19 protein-coding genes and 1 tRNA gene are annotated in these 18,000 nt (G+C 63.9%); 12 read left to right on the forward strand and 8 right to left on the reverse strand.

Annotated features, from left to right (window positions below):
• Positions 1–65 precede the first annotated feature (65 nt).
• Complete coding sequence (locus LXM88_RS09390; protein WP_262541602.1) at positions 66–221, forward strand: hypothetical protein; 156 nt, start codon at positions 66–68, stop codon at positions 219–221.
• A 107-nt stretch (positions 222–328) separates the two neighbouring features.
• On the opposite strand, the gene LXM88_RS09395 is transcribed toward LXM88_RS09390, so the two are convergent.
• The 4 genes from LXM88_RS09395 to hemN all read right to left on the reverse strand — a co-directional run bounded on the left by LXM88_RS09395 (position 329) and on the right by hemN (position 3,156).
• On the reverse strand, positions 329–652 hold the full coding sequence (locus LXM88_RS09395; protein ID WP_262541603.1) for a rhodanese-like domain-containing protein: 324 nt from the start codon (positions 650–652) through the stop codon (positions 329–331).
• A gap of 14 nt (positions 653–666) precedes the next feature.
• On the reverse strand, positions 667–1,323 hold the full coding sequence (locus LXM88_RS09400) for a protein-L-isoaspartate O-methyltransferase family protein (protein WP_262541604.1): 657 nt from the start codon (positions 1,321–1,323) through the stop codon (positions 667–669).
• A gap of 104 nt (positions 1,324–1,427) precedes the next feature.
• Positions 1,428–1,685 carry a hypothetical protein gene (locus tag LXM88_RS09405; RefSeq protein ID WP_262541605.1) on the reverse strand — a complete coding sequence of 86 codons (258 nt, stop codon included), beginning with the start codon at positions 1,683–1,685 and terminating at the stop codon, positions 1,428–1,430.
• Between the two features lie 79 nt (positions 1,686–1,764).
• Positions 1,765–3,156 carry an oxygen-independent coproporphyrinogen III oxidase gene (gene hemN / locus LXM88_RS09410; protein ID WP_262541606.1) on the reverse strand — a complete coding sequence of 464 codons (1,392 nt, stop codon included), beginning with the start codon at positions 3,154–3,156 and terminating at the stop codon, positions 1,765–1,767.
• A 172-nt stretch (positions 3,157–3,328) separates the two neighbouring features.
• Between hemN and LXM88_RS09415 the strand changes: the two genes are divergently transcribed.
• The 3 genes from LXM88_RS09415 to LXM88_RS09425 all read left to right on the forward strand — a co-directional run bounded on the left by LXM88_RS09415 (position 3,329) and on the right by LXM88_RS09425 (position 5,281).
• The gene (locus tag LXM88_RS09415) at positions 3,329–3,646 is read left to right on the forward strand and encodes a YkgJ family cysteine cluster protein (protein WP_262542821.1); all 318 of its coding nucleotides are present in this window, start codon (positions 3,329–3,331) and stop codon (positions 3,644–3,646) included.
• 147 nt (positions 3,647–3,793) lie between these two features.
• On the forward strand, positions 3,794–4,375 hold the full coding sequence (locus LXM88_RS09420) for a DUF1439 domain-containing protein (RefSeq protein WP_262541607.1): 582 nt from the start codon (positions 3,794–3,796) through the stop codon (positions 4,373–4,375).
• Positions 4,376–4,450: 75 nt separating this feature from the next.
• Positions 4,451–5,281, forward strand: a complete 831-nt coding sequence (locus LXM88_RS09425; protein WP_262541608.1) for an undecaprenyl-diphosphate phosphatase — start codon at positions 4,451–4,453, stop codon at positions 5,279–5,281.
• Positions 5,282–5,388: 107 nt separating this feature from the next.
• On the opposite strand, the gene trmB is transcribed toward LXM88_RS09425, so the two are convergent.
• From trmB to LXM88_RS09440, 3 genes are all read right to left on the reverse strand, one after another.
• Positions 5,389–6,156, reverse strand: a complete 768-nt coding sequence (gene trmB / locus LXM88_RS09430) for a tRNA (guanosine(46)-N7)-methyltransferase TrmB (protein ID WP_262541609.1) — start codon at positions 6,154–6,156, stop codon at positions 5,389–5,391.
• Between the two features lie 355 nt (positions 6,157–6,511).
• On the reverse strand, positions 6,512–7,039 hold the full coding sequence (gene uraD, locus LXM88_RS09435; RefSeq protein ID WP_262541610.1) for a 2-oxo-4-hydroxy-4-carboxy-5-ureidoimidazoline decarboxylase: 528 nt from the start codon (positions 7,037–7,039) through the stop codon (positions 6,512–6,514).
• 149 nt (positions 7,040–7,188) lie between these two features.
• Positions 7,189–8,127 (reverse strand): LysR substrate-binding domain-containing protein, encoded by a 939-nt coding sequence (locus LXM88_RS09440; protein WP_262541611.1) that lies wholly within the window; start codon positions 8,125–8,127, stop codon positions 7,189–7,191.
• Between the two features lie 377 nt (positions 8,128–8,504).
• Here LXM88_RS09440 and LXM88_RS09445 point away from each other — a divergent pair, with 377 nt between their 5' ends.
• The 5 genes from LXM88_RS09445 to LXM88_RS09465 all read left to right on the forward strand — a co-directional run bounded on the left by LXM88_RS09445 (position 8,505) and on the right by LXM88_RS09465 (position 11,962).
• Positions 8,505–9,845 carry an MFS transporter gene (locus LXM88_RS09445; protein WP_262541612.1) on the forward strand — a complete coding sequence of 447 codons (1,341 nt, stop codon included), beginning with the start codon at positions 8,505–8,507 and terminating at the stop codon, positions 9,843–9,845.
• A gap of 2 nt (positions 9,846–9,847) precedes the next feature.
• A complete protein-coding gene (uraH, locus tag LXM88_RS09450; protein WP_262541613.1) occupies positions 9,848–10,369 on the forward strand; it encodes a hydroxyisourate hydrolase in 522 nt (173 codons plus the stop codon).
• Between the two features lie 46 nt (positions 10,370–10,415).
• Positions 10,416–10,751, forward strand: coding sequence for a hydroxyisourate hydrolase (gene uraH, locus LXM88_RS09455; RefSeq protein ID WP_059235698.1), 336 nt, complete (start codon positions 10,416–10,418; stop codon positions 10,749–10,751).
• Between the two features lie 23 nt (positions 10,752–10,774).
• Complete coding sequence (locus tag LXM88_RS09460; protein ID WP_262541614.1) at positions 10,775–11,242, forward strand: nucleoside deaminase; 468 nt, start codon at positions 10,775–10,777, stop codon at positions 11,240–11,242.
• 387 nt (positions 11,243–11,629) lie between these two features.
• The gene (locus tag LXM88_RS09465) at positions 11,630–11,962 is read left to right on the forward strand and encodes a hypothetical protein (RefSeq protein WP_262541615.1); all 333 of its coding nucleotides are present in this window, start codon (positions 11,630–11,632) and stop codon (positions 11,960–11,962) included.
• A 239-nt stretch (positions 11,963–12,201) separates the two neighbouring features.
• Here LXM88_RS09465 and LXM88_RS09470 read toward each other — a convergent pair.
• Positions 12,202–12,276 (reverse strand) — tRNA-Gly (locus LXM88_RS09470).
• A 398-nt stretch (positions 12,277–12,674) separates the two neighbouring features.
• On the opposite strand from LXM88_RS09470, the gene LXM88_RS09475 reads away from it, so the two are divergent.
• The 3 genes from LXM88_RS09475 to LXM88_RS09485 are packed head-to-tail and all read left to right on the forward strand — an operon-like array spanning position 12,675 to position 17,988.
• Positions 12,675–15,446: a type VI secretion system Vgr family protein gene (locus LXM88_RS09475; RefSeq protein WP_262541616.1), complete on the forward strand. Its 2,772-nt coding sequence runs from the start codon at positions 12,675–12,677 to the stop codon at positions 15,444–15,446.
• Positions 15,443–16,915, forward strand: coding sequence for a hypothetical protein (locus LXM88_RS09480; RefSeq protein ID WP_262541617.1), 1,473 nt, complete (start codon positions 15,443–15,445; stop codon positions 16,913–16,915). Before LXM88_RS09475 ends, LXM88_RS09480 begins: the two co-directional genes overlap by 4 nt.
• A complete protein-coding gene (locus LXM88_RS09485) occupies positions 16,912–17,988 on the forward strand; it encodes an Imm72 family immunity protein (protein ID WP_262541618.1) in 1,077 nt (358 codons plus the stop codon). Before LXM88_RS09480 ends, LXM88_RS09485 begins: the two co-directional genes overlap by 4 nt.
• Positions 17,989–18,000 lie beyond the last annotated feature (12 nt).

The raw sequence follows: 18,000 nt of genomic DNA on the forward strand, positions 1-18,000 counted from the left end.
GACGCGTCGTGCAGCATGCGCGGTCCGTTGCGGTGCAGGTTCGCGGGCGTAAATGGTGCACGGTCGTGGTTCACCGTTCCGGTGCCTGCATGCGCTGCCGGAAGGGTGCGACGATCCGCTATGCGGGCGACATGCTCGCGTTCTGGCCGCTCGTCATCGACGACGCGCAGATTGCCGGGTTGTTCGCGCTCGTCGCCGGCGCGCTGAAGGAAACGGAGTAGGGCGGGAAAGAGAAACGGGCGCGCAGTGCGCGCCCGTTCGGCGGATCGGTGCGGCCGGCGCGGTGCCGGTCACCGGTATGGCGGCGCGCGATGCGCCGCCGGCAAGGTCAGTAACGCGGCACGGACGGATCGACGTCGCGCGACCACGCGTCGATCCCGCCTTGCAGGTTGTACAGCTTCGTGAAGCCGCGCGATTCGAGGAACATCGCGACCTGCGCGCTGCGCATACCGTGATGGCACACGCAGACGATTTCTGCTTCGTCGTCGAGCTCTTCGCTGCGCGCGGGGATCTGCTGCATCGGGATCGATACGCTGCCGGCGATCTGCGCGGTCGCGATTTCCCACGGCTCGCGTACGTCCAGCACGATCGGCGCGGGGCGTGCTTTATCGCCGAGCCATTCCGCGAGCATCGCGGGCGTCAGGATCTGCATGGAGGCTCCGTTGCTCAGAACTTGAAGCGCGACGGCTCGATCGCGTTGACGAGGTGGTCGATGTAGGTTTCGAACACGTCGGCGACGCGGTACTGCTTGTCGTCGATGCGCGTGATGATCTGCGCCTTCATCACCGGACGACCGCCGACGAATGCCGACAGGCGGCCGCCGACCTTCAGCTGTTCGAGCATTTCCTGCGGCACGACGGGCAGGCCGCCCGCGACGCAGATCACGTCGTACGGCGCCTTGCCGGCCCAGCCGCGCGAACCGTCGCCGAGCACGACTTCCGCGTTGGTCACGCCGTCGTTGCGGAGGTTGTCTTCCGCGAACTTCGCGATCGCCGGATCGATCTCGACGGCCGTCACCTGCTGCGCGCGATGCGCGAACAGCGCGGCCAGGTAGCCCGAGCCCGCGCCGATCAGCAGCACGTTCTCGTGCTTCTTGACCGTCAGCTCCTGCAGCACGCGCGCTTCGACGCGAGGGAACAGCATCTTGCTGGCGCCGCCGGGCAGCGGCAGTTCGAGATCGGCGAACGCGAGATCGCGGTATTCGGCCGGAACGTAGTGTTCACGCTTGACGATCGACAGCAGGCCCAGGACGTCCAGATCCAGCACGTCCCACGGCCGGATCTGCTGTTCGATCATGTTGAAACGCGCGTTTTCGATATTCATGGTGTGGTCACGCAGCCTGGTCGGCCATCAGCGGGGGTAGATAAACTCCGCGATTGTACCAAACAGGGCGGCAATCAAGCCTTCAAGCGGCCTGCAACAGACCTTTACTCTTTGCTCTTCTTGATCTGCGCCTCGAATGCGAGGTCGAGCTTGCTCGCCTTGCGCGGCTTTTTGGGGCCGAATTCGTCGACGAACTTGACGAACTCGTCGAGCGGCAGCGGCTCGCAGCGCTTCTCGGCGGTGCCGCCCGAGCGGTCGACGAGATAGAACAGGCCGCCCGCCATCGCGACGGCCGCGAAATGCGGGTTGCCGGAGCGGGTCTTCAGGCGTTCGACCGCGTAGGTCGCTTTGGTGGTGCGCATCGTGCGGGTTCTGGCGGAGGGAAGCCTCACACTGTATCAAACCGGCCGCCCGCGTGCGGCCGCCGGTTTGCCGTCGACGCTAGACCGTACGCGAGTAGCGCTGTCGAGGCGTCTGGCCGAGATACGCGTCGAACGCCATCGCGATGTTGCGCACGACCATCCGGCCGGCCGGATGGATCGTCAGGCGGTCGCGCGCGATCGTCAGCAGCCCGTCGCGCTCGAACGGGCGCAGCGCGTCGAGCTCGCGCGCGAAATGATCGGCGAAGCGGATGCCGTGCGCGGCCTCGACATGCGAGAACGGCAGTTCGAGGTTGCACATCAGTTGCGTGATCACGTCGCGGCGCAGCCGGTCGTCGGGCGTGAGCCGCACGCCGCGCGCGATCGGCAGCCGGCCCGCGTCGAGCGCGGCGCCGTACGCGGGCAGGTCCTTCGCGTTCTGCGCGTAGACGTCGCCGACCTTGCCGATCGACGACACGCCGAAGCCGACGAGGTCGGTATCCGCGCGCGTGCTGTAGCCCTGGAAATTGCGCTGCAGCGTGCCGTTCTGCTGTGCCCGCACGAGTTCGTCGGACGGCCGCGCGAAGTGGTCCATCCCGATGTACACGTAGCCGGCCGACGTCAGCATGTCGATCGCGAGGCCGAGCAGCGCGATGCGCGTTTCGGGCGGCGGCAGCGTCGCATCGTCGATCTGCCGCTGCATCTTGAACAGGTGCGGCATGTGCGCGTAGCCGAACACCGACAGCCGGTCGGGCGCGAGTTCGATGATCGTCTCGAGCGTGCGCGCGAACACGGCGACCGTCTGGTGCGGCAAGCCGTAGATCAGGTCGACGCTGACCGAATGGAAGCCCGTCGTGCGCGCGGCGCCGAGCAGGTCGGCCGTCATCGCGAGCGGCTGGACGCGGTTGATCGCCTGCTGCACGACCGGATCGAAATCCTGCACGCCGAGGCTCAGCCGGTTGAAGCCGATCGTGCGCAGGTGCACGAGCGTCGCGGGCGTGACCGTGCGCGGGTCGATCTCGATCGAGAACTCGGCGTCGGCATCCGGCGCGAGCGCAAAGTGCTCGCGGGTGGCCGCCATCAGTTCGGCCGTCTCGTCGTCGGACAGGAAGGTCGGCGTGCCGCCGCCCCAGTGCAGTTGCGTGACCGGGCGTGACGGATCGAACAGCGCGGCCTGCAGCGCCATTTCGCGCTTCAGCTGGTCGAGATACGGGCGCGCGCGGCGACGGTTGTTGGTCGCGATCTTGTTGCAGCCGCAGTAGAAGCACGCGGTGTTGCAGAACGGGATATGGAAGTACAGCGACAGCTCGCTCGACGACGCGCCGGGGTCGGTCGCCGCACGCACGTAGTCGGCCGGATCGAAATCATCGCGAAACTGCAGCGCGGTCGGGTACGACGTATAGCGCGGCCCGTTCGCGCCGTATTTCGCGAGCAAATCGGGACGGAACATTGTGTCGGCAGAACCAGAGCTCATGACGGTCTTCGCGCTTTTTAGATGCTTTCGAGTATATAAACGCGCGATTCGGCTGCATTGTGTAATAACGTCGCAGCCGGCGATGGCACAATGCGGGGTGGGCTGCCGGACGCCGCGTCCGGTTGTCGCACCGTTTTTTGTTGTTCGTCGAGAGAACCGAGTGTCCGTCGAAATGCCTGTCCGCCCGGCGCCCGCCGATGTCCCGCCGCCGCACGCGTGCCGCGAGGGCTGCGGCGCGTGCTGCATCGCGCCGTCGATTTCCAGCCCGATTCCGGGCATGCCCGACGGCAAGCCGGCCGGCGTGCGCTGCGTGCAGCTCGGCGACGACCTGCGCTGCCGGATCTTCGGCCGGCCCGAGCGTCCCGCCTGCTGTTCGGGGTTGCAGCCGTCCGCCGACATGTGCGGCGCATCGCGCGACGACGCACTGGCGTGGCTCACGCGCCTCGAGGTCGCGACGCAGCCGCCGCCGCGTGGCGGCATCGGGCGGTAGCGGGTTGCCGCCCGCGTTTGGGGGCGGATGCGGCAGAGGGAACCCGCGGCACGCGCCGACGCACTAACGCCGGTCGGCTGTCCGGCATGGCCCGGCGCCGATCACCCGATCGCCGCTGCGCCCGATACAGGAAGGAGAGAGTTGAGCATGACCGCACCTTGCGCGCCCGGCCGGCGCCGTTTTCTCGCTGCAATCATTGGCGCCGTCGGCGTGTGTGTATCGCTCGCCGCGTGCGCGTCGACGTTCCCGTTCATCCCCGATCACTACACGTTTTCGCGCGGCGACGTGCAGAAAGCCGTCGCGCGCAAGTTCCCGTACCAGAAGACGGTCGCGCAGGTCGTCGACGTGTCGCTCGCGAACCCGGCCGTCAACCTGCTGCCCGACCAGAACCGCGTCGCCGTGCAGCTCGACGCGCATTTCGCGAGCCCGTTCCTGCGCGCGCCCGTCAGCGGCAAGTTCACCGTGTCGGGCCAGCTCGCATACGACGCGCCGAGCCGCTCGGTCGTGCTGAAGTCGCCGGCCGTCGACAGCCTCGTGCTCGACGGCGACGCGCAGATGTATGCGCAGCAGGTCGGCGCGGCCGCCGGCCTGCTCGCGACGCAAGTGCTGACCAACTATCCGATCTACACGTTCAAGCCCGAACAACTGGAATTTGCCGGGGTGAACTACGAACCCGGTACAATTACGATTCTTACAAACGGCATACGCGTGGCGATCGTCGAAAAATGACGTCGAACCGCGCGGCCGAGCGGGCCGCGCGGCAACCTGGCCCTTCCTTTCGACCATTTCGGAGTTGGGCCACGGATGGACTGGATCCTGATCTGCAAGGCATTGATCCTCGGCGTCGTCGAGGGGCTGACGGAATTCCTGCCGGTGTCGAGCACCGGTCACCTGATCGTCGCGGGCAGCTTCCTGAATTTCAACGATTCGCACGCGAAAACCTTCGACGTCGTGATCCAGTTCGGCGCGATCCTCGCGGTGTGCTGGGAGTACCGGCAACGGATCGCGTCCATCGTATCCGGGCTGCCGAGCCGGCCCGACGCGCGGCGCTTCACGCTGAACGTCGTGATCGCGACGATTCCCGCGATCGCGCTCGGCCTCCTGTTCGAGAAGAAGATCAAGGCCGTGTTGTTCTCGCCGGTGCCCGTCGCGTTCGCGCTCGTCGTGGGCGGCGCGATCATCCTGTGGGCCGAGGCGCGGCAGCGCGAGCGCCGCGAGCCGCCGCGCGTGATGTCGGTCGATGCGCTGACGCCGCTCGATGCGCTGAAGGTCGGCCTCGCGCAGTGCTTCGCGCTGGTGCCCGGCATGTCGCGTTCGGGCTCGACGATCATCGGCGGGATGCTGTTCGGCCTCGACCGGCGCGTCGCCACCGAATTCTCGTTCTTCCTCGCGATTCCGATCATCTTCGGCGCGACGCTCTATGAAACCGTCAAGGACTGGCAGGCGTTCACCGTCGATTCGCTCGGCCTGTTCGCACTCGGGCTCGTCGCGGCGTTCGTCAGCGCGTTCGTGTGCGTGCGCTGGCTGCTGCGCTACGTCGCGACGCACGACTTCACGGTGTTCGCGTGGTACCGGATCGCGTTCGGGCTGTTCGTGCTGCTGGTCGGCTACAGCGGCTGGCTGAACTGGGCGTGATGCAGATACGGAGGCCGGCGCGCCTCCGATAAGGAAACGGCCCGATCGGCAAATGCCGGTCGGGCCGTTTTGTCATCCGGGGCAGCGCTCCGCCTCAGCGGAATGGCTTAGCCGGCGCGCTTGCGGAACACCAGGTCCCACACGCCGTGGCCGAGCCGCAGCCCGCGCCGTTCGAACTTCGTCACCGGGCGATAGTCGGGGCGCGGCGCAAAGTCGGCAGCGGTGTTTTCGAGCGTCGGTTCCGCGCCGAGCACTTCCAGCATCTGTTCAGCGTAGTTCTGCCAGTCGGTCGCGCAATGAATGTACGCACCGGGCTTCAGGCGCGACGCGAGATGCGCGACGAGCGGCGGCTGGATCAGCCGGCGCTTGTGGTGGCGCGCCTTGTGCCACGGATCGGGGAAGAAGATGTGCACGCCGTCGAGGCTTTCCGGCGCGAGCATGTGCTCGAGCACCTCGACCGCGTCGTGCTGGATGATGCGGATGTTCGGCAGGTCCTGCTCGCCGATCAGCTTCAGCAGTGCGCCGACGCCCGGCTCGTGCACTTCGACGCCGAGGAAGTCGTCGCCGGGGCGGTTCGCGGCGATTTCCGCGGTCGATGCGCCCATTCCGAAGCCGATCTCGAGGATGCGCGGCGCGCTGCGGCCGAACACCGCATTCCAGTCGGGCAGCTCCGGCGCATACGGGACGACGAAGCGCGGGCCGAGTTCGTCGAGCGCGCGGCGCTGGCCGGTCGACACGCGGCCGGCGCGCGTGACGAAGCTGCGGATGCGGCGGTGGTGCAGCGGATTGACTTCGTCGGCGCCGTCGGCGGCTTCGTCGGGAATGGCGTCGTCGTGCGGCGGCAGGCCGGCTTCGTTCGGATCGTCGTGCATCATCGGTACAGAGAAAGGCTCGGTTGCGGGCGAGGGCATCGGGCGCGCGGGACGCGCCGGCGCGGTACAAAAAAGCCGCCTTCGACGAGGCGGCTGGCGCGCGGTTGCGGAACGTGGTGACGGGCGCGGCGATACACCGCCAAGCCGTTGATCCTGAAGGATTTCCCGTTCAGCCAACCGGAAAGAGCCGGATTATGGACTGGTTTGATCCGACTGGCAAGGTTGCGGCGGGCGCGGGCCGCGTGCGTGTCGTCCCGGATCGCGGTGCGCCGGGTTTGGGGTCATATAGTGCGAAGGCCGAAGCGAATGCCGCTTCGGCCCGCTGTCCTGAGGCTTGCGCAAGGCAACGCGGCGTGCGTCACCCCACGCGCTGGTCGAGCCTGCGGCGCGTGATCGCCTTGATCTGGTGCAGCGCGTAGTCGAGTTCGAATGCGGTTTCGCGCGACACGCGGCTTTCCAGTTCGAAGAAGATGCCGGCCTTCGTGTAGTGGCGAACGCAGATGATGAACGGGAAACCATGCTGCTCGCGATATGCGCGGTTCATCCGCTGCAGGCGGATTTCCTCGTCGTCGGTCAGCGCGTCGAGGCCGGCGCTCGTCTGTTCGCTGACCGACGCATGGGTCAGCCCGCCACCGCGCACCGCCTGCGCGGACAGTTCGGGATGGCGATCGAAGAATGCCTTTCTCGCATCGATCCCGCGTGCGCGGATGCTGGCCATCATCGCGTCGTGCAGCGCATCGACCGAATCGAACGGGCGCGCTTCCCATGCGTCCTCGGCGACGTCCGGCGAGTGTTCGAAGATGTCGCCGAGCGCTTGAACGAACTGGTCCTTCGCCATCGCGTTGATCGTGGCGAGCGTGGTGGTGTCGAGTGGAGTCGAGGACATCGTCTGTAGGAACCTTCGAGCGGGAATGGAGGTTCCGAGTATAGGAATCGCGCCGCTGCGACCAGAAGTAGGCAACTCCTATTGGCCGTATACCAGCCGATGCATCGGCCCCGTACACCGGCGGTTCCGGGCCTGCCGAGCAGCGCGCGTCACGCGGCGCCGGCAATCGACGTCAGCCGCTCGCCGCTGTCCGACAGCAGGCCGCGCAGCCACGCATGCGCTTTCGAACGATGCTTGTTCGGATGCCAAAGCACGTAGAAGCGCATCAGCGGAAAGTTGAACGGCGCCGGGCGGATCAGCAGCGGCAGGCGGCGCGCGTAGTAGGCCGCGAAATGCCGCGCGGTCGTCAGGATCAGGTCGGATTCGCTGACGAGGTAGGGCGCGAGACTGAAGTACGGGCAGGACATCTGCCTGCCGCGGCTCAGGCGCAAGGTCGCGAGCGAACTTTCCACGACGCCGCGCTGCGAGCTCGAATAGGGCAGCGGCACCAGGTGCGACGCGTCGATATAGCTTTCCGCGGTGAGCCTGCCGGGCTTCGCGAGCGGATTGTCCTTCGACATCAGGCATACCACCTCGTCCTCGAGCAGCACGTTCATGTGCAGATGCTCGGGCGGCGCCGGCCAGTTGCCGATCACGACGTCGACCTGCCCTTCGGCCAGCGCCTTCTCGTAGTCGTATTCGGCACCCATCGGCAGCGTGACGAGCTTTGCATTCGGCGCGTGCTGGCGGAACCGCCGCGCCAGGTCCGCGAAGAACGGCGGCGCGAGGTAGTCGGGCATCGCGATCGTGAACGTGCGGTCGGAGCGCTGCGGATCGAATGCGTCGTCGGCGCTGAACATCTTGTCGAGCGCATTGAGCGCGACCCGCGCGTCCTGCGTGAGCTGCAGCGCGCGCTCGGTGGGCACCATCTCGTTCTTTTCGCGCGTGAGCAGCGGATCGTCGAACAGCTTCCGCAGGCGCTTCAGCGCGCTGCTGAGCGCGGGCTGCGACTGATTCAGCCGGATTGCCGTGCGCGACACGCTGCGTTCCTCGACCAGCGTGCACAGGACGCGAAGAAGGTAGGTGTCCAGCGGATCGTCGTTGCGCATGGTGATTTCGGGTTCGTTGACCGGCTCCACTTTGCCGTCGAGTGCCGAACGGCGTCAACGGTTCGCGGCGGCGCGCACATCGTCCGCGCGGCAACGGCGATACGGGAGATGGCGGCGCCGGTGCCGTCGCAACGCCCGCCGCGCGTGACGGGCGACACCCCGCGAGGCGGTACGGGGCGGCCTGCAGCGCCGTTTGCTATGGGGCCTATAACAACCCGAACCTGTCTGCGCCGGGGCCGCTGCTATATGGTCAGGCTTCACAACAAGCTCACGGCGCTGCGAGCCGCCGATGCACGACCGGAGCGCCGCATGTCGCTGCTGCGTGCGGGCGGTTGCGTCGCCGGCTCGGGAAGGCCGAGTTATTTCAGGAGACACCCGTGTCTGTCACAGAACAGCATTCGTCAGTCTATTCGTCGGTCGAGCCGACGCTTGAAGAGCGCGTCTATCGCAAGGTGTCGTGGCGCCTTCTGCCGTTTTTATCTGCACTGTGGGTCCTCGCGTGGCTGGATCGCGTGAACATCGGCTTCGCGAAGCTGCAGATGCTCGATACGCTCAAGTTCAGCGAGGCCGTCTACGGGCTCGGCGCCGGCATTTTCTTTCTCGGCTATTTCTTCTTCGAGGTGCCATCGAACGCGCTGCTGCAGAAGATCGGCGCGAAGAAGACCATCATGCGCATCACGATCGGCTGGGGGATCATCTGCATCCTGCAGTCGTTCGTGAAGACGCCGACGCAGTTCTACCTGCTGCGCTTCCTGCTCGGCGCATTCGAGGCCGGCTTCTATCCCGGCATCATCCTGTACCTGACCTACTGGTATCCGAGCTCGCGGCGCGCGAAGGCGTTCGGCACGTTCATGTCGGCGTCGGCGATCGCCGGCGTGCTCGGCGGCCCGCTCGCCGGCAGCATCATGACGTCGCTCGACGGTTCGCACGGCTTCCACGGCTGGCAATGGCTGTTCGTCATCGAGGGCATTCCGTCGGTGCTGGCAGGGATCGTCGCGTACTTCTACATGACCGACCGGCCCGAGCAGGCGAAGTGGCTGTCGGTTGCCGAGCAGCAGGTCGTGCGCAACGTGCTGGACGCGGACAAGCGCGAACTCGGCGAGCGCGGCCACGACTGGCGCACGCTGTTCCGCAATCCGAAGGTGTGGCTGCTGATCGCGATCTTCTTCTGCCTGCTGTGCGCGAACTCCGCGCTGACGTTCTGGATTCCGACGATCATTCGCGACTCGGGGTTCGGCGCCACGGTGGTGATCGGCTGGATCGCCGCGCTCGCGTACGTGTTCGGTGCTGCCGGGATGATCCTGAACGGTGCGCGTTCCGACCGGAACAAGGAAGTGCGCTGGCACTTCGCGATACCGGCCGGCTGCGGTGCGCTGGCGATGGCGGTGATGGCCGTGCTGCTCGGGATGCCGGGCGTGGCACCCGCGTTCACGATCGCCGCGATGATCGTCGCGCTGGCCGGCACGATGAGCGCGATTCCCGTGTTCTGGCAGTTGCCGAACCTGTATCTGGCCGGCAGCGCCGCCGCGATCGGCGTCGCGCTGATCAATTCGGTGTCGAACCTGGCCGGCTTCGGTGCGCCGTATGTGCTCGGGCTCGTCAAGAGCGCGACCGGCAGCCTTGCGCCGGGCCTTTACCTCGTCGCCGCGATCGAGCTGATGGCGGCCGTGCTGGTCGTGACCGGCATCGTGCATGCACGCAAGTCGAAGGAGTCCTGATCATGAGCGAACTCATTAAGCGTGAGCGCCGGCAATTCGTGATGGCGTCGATGGCTGCGGCCGGCGGCATGCTGCTGGCTGGCCGCGCACAGGCCGCGACGCCGTCGGTGGCGCAGGGCGATGCGCTGAAGCCCGCGCAGGCGGCCGATCCGATCTCGCAGCATGGCGCGAGCCCGCGCCTGACCATTCATCTGCTCGATACCTATCACGGTGCGCCTGCGGCCGGCATGCACGTCGAGTTTTCGCGGATCGAGAAAGGCGAGACCGTGCCGATCCGCAAGGCGGTCATCAACCGGAACGGGCGGACCGACGAGCCGCTGCTGATCGGCGAAACCTACGTCGCAGGCGACTACGAGCTGCTGATGCAGGTCGACGATTACTTCCGGATGAAGGGCGCGCGGCTGCCGTCGCCGTCGTTCCTGTCGCAGGTGCCGATCCGCTTCCGCGTCACCGATGCCTCGGAACGGCTGCACCTGCCCGTGCAGTTCGGGCCGTGGAACTACACGTACTACCGCGGCAGCTGAGCGGCAGGTTCTTTCCGGATCCCTTGACCAGAATTGGAGCAAGCGAATGGCTGGCATCAGCACCCATGTTCTCGACCTGACGACCGGCAAGCCGATCGGCGGCGTACCGATCGAACTCTATGACCTCGGCGTCACGCCGCCCCGATTGCTGAATCGCACGGTCAGCAACGCCGACGGGCGCACCGACGCGCCGATGCTGCGCAGCGAAGCGGCGCGCGCCGGACAGTTCGAGCTGCGCTTCTCGATCGGTGCGCATTTCAAGGACGCGAGTGCGCTGTCCGACGTCGTGCCGGTTCGCTTCACCGTATTCGATCCGGCACAGCACTATCACGTGCCGCTGCTCTGCTCGCCGTGGTCGTTCTCGACGTACCGCGGCAGTTGATCTCACCTGAATGGAGTAGTTCTATGTCTCAAACCGATACCTACCTCGTCGACTCGATCCGCCTCGCGATGGAGAACGTGCGAGAGCGCAAGACCTGGCCGTTCGGCGCCGTGCTCGTCCGCGACGGCAAGGTGCTCGCGCGTTCGGTCAATGAAGTGGAGGCGACGTGCGATCCGAGCGCGCATGCCGAGATGCAGGCCGTGCGTGCCGCGAGCAAGGCGCTCGGCAGCACGGACCTGAGCGGCTCGGTGATGTATGCGAGCGGGTATCCGTGTTCGATGTGCCTGTCGGCGATGTATCTGGCGGGCGTCAGTGAGGTGTATTACGCGTACTCGAACGAGGACGGCGAACCGTATGACCTGTCGGCCGCGCGCGGGTATGTGGAGATCGCGCGTCCGCCGGAAGAGCGCGAGATGAAGCTCGTTTATCACCGTGCGCGCGATGAAGGGCAGGACCTGTACGAGGCCTGGCAAGCGGTGCACGGTAGCTGAACGACGGGCTCGCACAACGCAGGGTTGATCGGTGCTGGCGCTAACGGCGCACTCCCCGGCGCCGGTTTTCGGACATGCTTTCCTGGTGAGGGAAGGTGTGTCCTTTTTTCTTCGGGCGGTTCGTGATTGTTCGGGCGATGGGCTGCTGCCAGGCGATTGAGTAGAATCGCTGACGCACAACCGGCATGACCGGATGTGGGAGACGCGTGCGCGACGTGATGAAAATGAACAGCGCGCGTTTCGTTTCGAATGCTCGCGGCCAGAATGACAAGAAGCGATGACGGCCGCCATGATGCGTCATGTCACGCGTGTGGTTGCCCTGGCAACGATAGTGACAGATGATGGGTGGGCATGATCCACGACCAATGGCCTTTGGGGAGAAAAGCCATGAGCGAAACAACTTCCGTGCGTCGCAAGATCGGTAGCGGCCCCGCGATTCTCGCGCTCGCCGAGTGTGCGATTGCCGGCATCGTCGGCCTGTCGATCTTTGATAGTCCGGAGGCCTTTGCCGGGGCGTCGGGGTTCGGCGCGATCGGTACCGCGCTGGCTGTTGTCGTCCTGTGCGGAATCGTTTCGCTCGGCGGTCTCGTTTGGGCGATCGGTACGTTGCTGAATGCAAACCGCGATGCCGGAGCGAATGCGATGCCGGCGTATTGCGCGATCGTGCTTCACGGCTTGCTGTGCTTGCCCGTCCTCATCGTGATGTTGCGGGCGACATGAGGTAGGCGTTGCGTGCATGGGCCAAGCGTTCGCATGAGGTTGGGCGAGGGCGGCCGGAAGTGAGTTGCGGATGGAGCAAGCGCCGGACTCTTCGTCGTGGGCGATCTATCGGGAGATCTTGCGACGGCCCCGCGACGGACATGCGCCGTGGCACACATTCGAGACGGATATCGAGGGGAGTGCGGCAGTGGCTGCCTGAGAACCCTGCAAGCTTTGCGCGGCAAGGGTTTGAGAAAGACTGGAGCGGGCGATGGGAATCGAACCCACGTCATCAGCTTGGGAAGCTGAGGTAATGGCCATTATACGACGCCCGCAGAACGCGTAATTCTACAAGGGTTTCGGTGGGGATGGCAAGCGATCGGTTTTGGGCGGTGGCATCGAAACTGGCATCGCTCGACGGTGGGGCGGTGGCGTCGCTGGCAGTGTCGGGTGAGCCTCCCGCTATTCACGGGATCTACCGTTCAAGCTGAAGGCGCATCCCTTCGGCGCGCCGTAGGATCGGAGCCGAATTTCAACGGCCCAACGGATGTACCGCATATGCTTCTTGGGCGATTCGTGTTTAAGCTCCCGGTTCGATATATTGCTGGCCTCAGCGGGCTACATTCTCATGACTTGTCGGCTCCGCTACAATTCCGGCGACATTATCGGGGAGCCGTCCCCGTGAGAGCGCGAGCCACCGTGGGCTTGCAACAAATAAGAAGATGGATAACGCATGAACATGACTGAATTAGCTCAGGCAATTCGTGGTGGCCTGATCCAACAAGATCGCTTGCTCAAGACAGACATCCCGTCGTTGCCGGACAATGCGCTCATACCGCGCCGGGTCGTGACCTATTCCGAGCTCGGCCGCGACTTTAGCGTCACGCTCGACCTGGTATCCACGGCAGGTGACATCGAACTCAAGGCGTTGATCGCTCAACCGATGACGCTGTGGATTCAGCAGGCGAACAAGTCTTATCTGCCAGTCAACGGTTATATCCACACGGCGCGCAGGCTGGGCGACGACGGTAGCCTCTCCAGCTATCAACTTGTCGTCGCGTCATGGATGTACTTCCTCAAATTCCGGCGCGATATGCGGTACTGGCAGGACAATAGCGCCGACCGCATCATCGCTGACGTATTCGATGTGCATCCGCAGGCTCGTGGACAGTATCAGTTTGCGTTGTCGAAGCCTCTGCCCTCGCGCTCGTACTGTCGTCAGAGCGAAACCGACTGGAATTTTGTCCATCGGCTGATGGAAGAGGAGGGCCTATACGGCTTCTGGCGCCAAGGCAAGGACGGCAAGTCGCATACGCTGATCGTGACCGACGATATTCATGCGTTGGACGAGGTGTCGCCCAACCCGATCGGATTCAACAGGTCGGGCACAGGCAACAATACGGATGCGTTCACGCAGTGGGCGGGTTCGCGGACTTTGCAAAGCACCGTCCATACGACCCGCACGTTTGACTACAAGGCGCCGTCGTCCGCCGACAGTCCTAATGGAACGACGTTGCCGACGAAGGCCGGCCAGGGAAATCTGCCGGAACAGGCTGAAGTCTACGAGTACAGCGGCGCCTATACCTATGGACGTCAGGACCGAGGTGAGCAGCTCTCGAAAATCCATCTGGAAGAATGGGAGTCGCGCGCCAAGCGATTCGTCGGGATGGGGGGAGTGCGAGGGATCGACGCTGGCCAGCGCTTCGGATTGACGGGCCATCCGGAACACGATCGCGATTCGGCCGAGCAACGCGAGTTTGCTGCGATCAAGGTTCGACGCTATATCGAGAACAACCTGCCGCTATCGAATCAGGAGACCAGCTTTCCCCATAGCATGCAATCCGACTTGGAGCGTGCGAAAGCGGGGTACACGGGCGCGTCAGTCCACCACGATGACGGTTCGACCGGCTTCTATTTGATCGAAGTGGAGGCGCAACGCACCACGGTTCCGTATCGCAGCCCGTTCGAACACTTGAAGCCGGAGATGCATCTCGAGACGGCGATCGTCGTCGGGCCGCAGGGAGAAGAGGTCCATACCGACGAATTGAACCGTGTGAAGGTGATGTTCGTCTGGGATCGGCAGAACCCGGGAGATGCCGGTGCCTCGTGCTGGATCCGAGTAGCGCAATCGGATACCGGCGGCGGCTACGGCGGTGTGCATATTCCGCGAGTCGGCGAGGAAGTCATCGTCGGATACGTCGGCGGCGATTGTGATCGGCCAATCGTGCTGCATCGCGTCTACAACGGTACGGTCGGTCCGCAATGGCATAGCAATGGGATCCTGTCGGGCCATCGCTCGAAAGAGTATGGCGGCAGCGGTTATAGCCAGATGGTGATGGACGACGCGACGGGCCAGAACCGCGTGCAGTTGATGAGCAGCAGCGCGAATAGTTTGTTGCATCTGGGCTATCTCATCGAACAAAGCGGTAACACTCGCGGTGCATATCTCGGATCGGGCTTCGATCTGCGGACGGATGCATACGGCGCCATGCGTGCTTCGCAGGGGCTGTATGTTTCGACGTATCCGAAGTCGGCGAACAGTCAGCCGCTCGACGTTCGCGAAGCGCAGCAGCAGCTCGTCAATGCCGAGAGCATGATCGAGGCCATGTCGCAGGTAAGCACGATGCATCAGGCGGAAAGCCTGGGAGAGGGGCATGACGCGCTGAAGACGTTTACCGATGCGACGCAAAGCAGCGTGCAAGGCTCGCAGTCGGGAGGGCGGACGGCGGGAGGCGGTACCGGGAGTGCGAACGCGTTCAAGACACCCGTCATGCTGGTGGCGAGTCCTTCCGGTATCGCGCTGTCGACGCAGGCATCCGTGCATGTGTCGAGCGATCAGCAAACGAATCTGGTGAGCGGCCAGAGCACGTTCATCGCGAGCGGGAAGTCGTTGGTAGCGAGTGTGGCGGAGAAGATCAGCCTGTTTGTGCAGAACGCCGGGATGAAACTGATCGCGGCCAAGGGAAAGGTTGAGGTTCAGGCGCATTCGGACAATATCGAAATAACGGCCCAGAAAACCGTCAAGGTCCTGTCGGCCACCGAGAATATCGAGGTGGCGGCGCAGCAGGAGATTCTACTGACCTCGGGTGGCGCCTATATCCGGCTCAAGGGCGGCAACATCGAGATTCACGCGCCTGGAAAGATCGATGTGAAGGGGGCGCAGCATGCATTCAGCGGGCCGACGCGGATCGACTATCCGCTGTCGCCTGCGCCGACGTCCCGCGGTGCTGCAGCGCTGCAATACCATTACCACGACGACACGCCCGTGCAAGGCGCCAAGTTCACCATTCACTACGAAAGCGGCGCTACCTTCTCCGGCATCGTCGACAGCAAAGGCATGGCTGATCTGACAGGTGCACCGCAAGGACCGGGGCGCATCGAGTTGGGTGAGGACAGCCGACCCTACGAAATCAAGGCTACCGAGAAAAATCCCAGCTACAAGGCTCATTGGGACGAGTTCGACATGCAAGCCTCCCTGGACCGGATGCAAGGAGGTCGGGCATGAGCAGCAGTTGGGTCAGCCAGGCGGCATCCGAGGTCGGCGACTATCTGTGGAGCGGCGCCACTGCAGTCGGCGATACCGTCGTCGGCGCCGTCGCGGGGGAATTCTCGCAAAAGCGCAATACGGGCGCCATCATCGTCGATGCCGTCATCAGCATGTTCCCTGTCGCCGGAGAAATTACGGCCGCGCGCGACGCGATCGCCATCGCGCTTCGCATGTGCGACGACCCGAAGGTTCGGGACGACGGGTGGGAGTGGGTGGCGCTCGTGCTTTGCCTTGTCGCGGTCGTTCCGGTGGTCGGAGGTTTGCTCAAGGGCATAGGCAAGTTGTTGATGCGAGCGGTCAGCAAATCCGAAGATCTGGTCAAGCTATGCCAGGAAATCCTGGCCCTGATCCGCAAGGCGGGGTTTGGCAATGCAGTGGAGTGGTTCAGGCAACTGGACTTCAGCAAGTATCAGTTTGTCGTGCGCAACGCGTTCGGCATGCTGCTGGATCGCATCGGCAAGGCGCTGAATTTCATTCTGAACCGGCTCGGGTCTGTTATCCCGGCGCGGGTGGCGAGTTATATCCGGAAGCTGCTGCCGATGCTGGAGGAACTGCGCAAGCTGGGGGACACGAAAATCGCGCTGGCCTTCAAGGATCTGATGCGCTTGCTGGAGCATGTGAGAGGCCATCTGGTGGAGGGCACCTGGGCGGATGTGAAGGTGGGAGGCGGGACCACTCGGACGATGACCGAGGAGGCGCGCCTGGCTCATCTGGCCGAGGAGACGAAGAGCCTGGGGCACAAGCCGATGACCATCAAGCAATACGTGCATAAAGAAGAGTGGCCCGACCTTCGCAACTGGGAAGTGGGGGAGGCCATAGGTACGTTCAGCGCCAAGGTGCCGCTTGAAGCGGTTGTTCAGGCGCCGGGCCAGACGATGATTCGTGTGGTCGACACGCGTTACCTGAGCAGCCCACGGACAATCCCAGGCAAATTCTGGACCGATAGCCTTGCTCCCAACGGGCTTTGGTGGCGTATACGAAGCGCGATCAAGCATGCCTGGAGCATGAATGGCAGCTATGTGAAGATAAAGGTGCCGACGCGCGAGGCAATGGAAAAGCTCGGCATCGAAGTTCCGGCTGGATGGGACGGGATGCGCCTGTGGAAGGGGCGGATTGCTGAGCAATGGGACGACGAAAAAGAGGTTGCCACGATGCGTTTGCTGGTCGGGGGCGACCTTCAATTCTTCGTGGATTTTGAGAACAAGTTCAATGCACCCGTGAAAAAATGGATAGATGCGCAGCTTGCGAACGGGCAGCTCAAGGCGCTTCGGACGCATTGGACTGACGTAAAGCTACCCGATCAAGCAACTGCGCGAGCGCTCATGCTGGCCGAGCGCGAGCGATCGGCCAAGATCAGACAGGAAGGTTACGCGCGGAGAGCGCTAGCCGATGGCGGCAAACAATCGACGAACGAACAGGTTCCATGATGTTGAATATTTTGACCATGACCCCCGAGCAGGAACAGGATGCGCGAGCAAAGGCGTTTTATCTGCTCAAGAAATGGACGAGTTTCACGTTCCTGGATTACGCCGTTGGACTATATCGGGACTTTCTCGGCGCGTACGCAAAACAACTGGACACACCGAGCCCAAATCAGGAGGAGCTTGAGGAAGCCTACACACATGATTTCTTGGGGGCACTGGTGCACATGGATCTGGGCATCGATGCATTGCGCCGAGGTCTTGACAAACGAGCAGCATACGACGCGCTGGTTATAGGAAGCCAGCAAGGTGGCGACCTGTTGTTTGGACGGAGTGCGCTTGAAATCGGTCGTAAATACGATCCGTTCTTTCATTCACTGGGACTGAAGGACACCAATTTTTCGGACCCGGTGTATGCCACCGGGTTCGCGGAGGGGGTGTGGATCGAGAGATTGATTTGCTACGCGCTCAAGTGCACGGTCGGATTCGGTTATATCGGGATGCTTGCATACGGAACACGTGCGGATGGCGGGACCCGCGTATTTGAGCACTGGACCTATGAATCCATGTTCGAAAATGCGCCCCTTCCTGCTTGGCGGTATTGGCCACCCGGTCGCACCTATCCCGCATCGCTTCCTCCCTGTCCGCCGAAGAACGAATCCGCAAGCGGCGAGGTTTGCAGTGACCAGGAGATTCCTGTCGAGGGTATCTGGGAGCCGTGGTTTCCGTCCGGCAAGGTGGGCTGTCCGAGCTACTTCCTCAAAGGCAGTATTGCCCACAAGTACCTGTTGGAAGGTACGAACGACGAGCATGAGGTGCGCTGGCGGCTGCTGTGGGAAGACAAGCGTTACCGGGACGGCAGCATTCCGGCGGAGGAGGAAACCTACTTCCCCGCGCCTGTCGTGCAACCGAGGCTACGGGTCCTGCCCGGAGAGCCTTGTCCGCGCACCGGCTACTGGCAAAGCCCGGCCGTGAAGGATCCGGTTCATGTCGAGGCCGGGGCGCCTATGCCTGGGCCGCACCGCACGGCGTGGGGGATGGTCATTTGGCACTATGGAGATCCTCAACCGGACAATTAAATAGCTGCTGGC

Source organism: Burkholderia sp. S-53 (genome assembly GCF_025560745.1).
Classification (GTDB): domain Bacteria; phylum Pseudomonadota; class Gammaproteobacteria; order Burkholderiales; family Burkholderiaceae; genus Burkholderia; species Burkholderia pyrrocinia.

What these genes read in the sequence shown, in the direction of transcription:
- LXM88_RS09395 (WP_262541603.1), bottom strand. Translation starts at nt 652, where the DNA reads ATGCAGATCCTGACGCCCGCGATGCTCGCGGAATGGCTCGGCGATAAA.
- LXM88_RS09400 (WP_262541604.1), bottom strand. Translation starts at nt 1,323, where the DNA reads ATGAATATCGAAAACGCGCGTTTCAACATGATCGAACAGCAGATCCGG.
- LXM88_RS09405 (WP_262541605.1), bottom strand. Translation starts at nt 1,685, where the DNA reads ATGCGCACCACCAAAGCGACCTACGCGGTCGAACGCCTGAAGACCCGC.
- hemN (WP_262541606.1), bottom strand. Translation starts at nt 3,156, where the DNA reads ATGAGCTCTGGTTCTGCCGACACAATGTTCCGTCCCGATTTGCTCGCG.
- LXM88_RS09415 (WP_262542821.1), top strand. Translation starts at nt 3,329, where the DNA reads ATGCCTGTCCGCCCGGCGCCCGCCGATGTCCCGCCGCCGCACGCGTGC.
- LXM88_RS09420 (WP_262541607.1), top strand. Translation starts at nt 3,794, where the DNA reads ATGACCGCACCTTGCGCGCCCGGCCGGCGCCGTTTTCTCGCTGCAATC.
- LXM88_RS09425 (WP_262541608.1), top strand. Translation starts at nt 4,451, where the DNA reads ATGGACTGGATCCTGATCTGCAAGGCATTGATCCTCGGCGTCGTCGAG.
- trmB (WP_262541609.1), bottom strand. Translation starts at nt 6,156, where the DNA reads ATGATGCACGACGATCCGAACGAAGCCGGCCTGCCGCCGCACGACGAC.
- uraD (WP_262541610.1), bottom strand. Translation starts at nt 7,039, where the DNA reads ATGTCCTCGACTCCACTCGACACCACCACGCTCGCCACGATCAACGCG.
- LXM88_RS09440 (WP_262541611.1), bottom strand. Translation starts at nt 8,127, where the DNA reads ATGCGCAACGACGATCCGCTGGACACCTACCTTCTTCGCGTCCTGTGC.
- uraH (WP_262541613.1), top strand. Translation starts at nt 9,848, where the DNA reads ATGAGCGAACTCATTAAGCGTGAGCGCCGGCAATTCGTGATGGCGTCG.
- uraH (WP_059235698.1), top strand. Translation starts at nt 10,416, where the DNA reads ATGGCTGGCATCAGCACCCATGTTCTCGACCTGACGACCGGCAAGCCG.
- LXM88_RS09460 (WP_262541614.1), top strand. Translation starts at nt 10,775, where the DNA reads ATGTCTCAAACCGATACCTACCTCGTCGACTCGATCCGCCTCGCGATG.
- LXM88_RS09465 (WP_262541615.1), top strand. Translation starts at nt 11,630, where the DNA reads ATGAGCGAAACAACTTCCGTGCGTCGCAAGATCGGTAGCGGCCCCGCG.
- LXM88_RS09475 (WP_262541616.1), top strand. Translation starts at nt 12,675, where the DNA reads ATGAACATGACTGAATTAGCTCAGGCAATTCGTGGTGGCCTGATCCAA.
- LXM88_RS09480 (WP_262541617.1), top strand. Translation starts at nt 15,443, where the DNA reads ATGAGCAGCAGTTGGGTCAGCCAGGCGGCATCCGAGGTCGGCGACTAT.
- LXM88_RS09485 (WP_262541618.1), top strand. Translation starts at nt 16,912, where the DNA reads ATGATGTTGAATATTTTGACCATGACCCCCGAGCAGGAACAGGATGCG.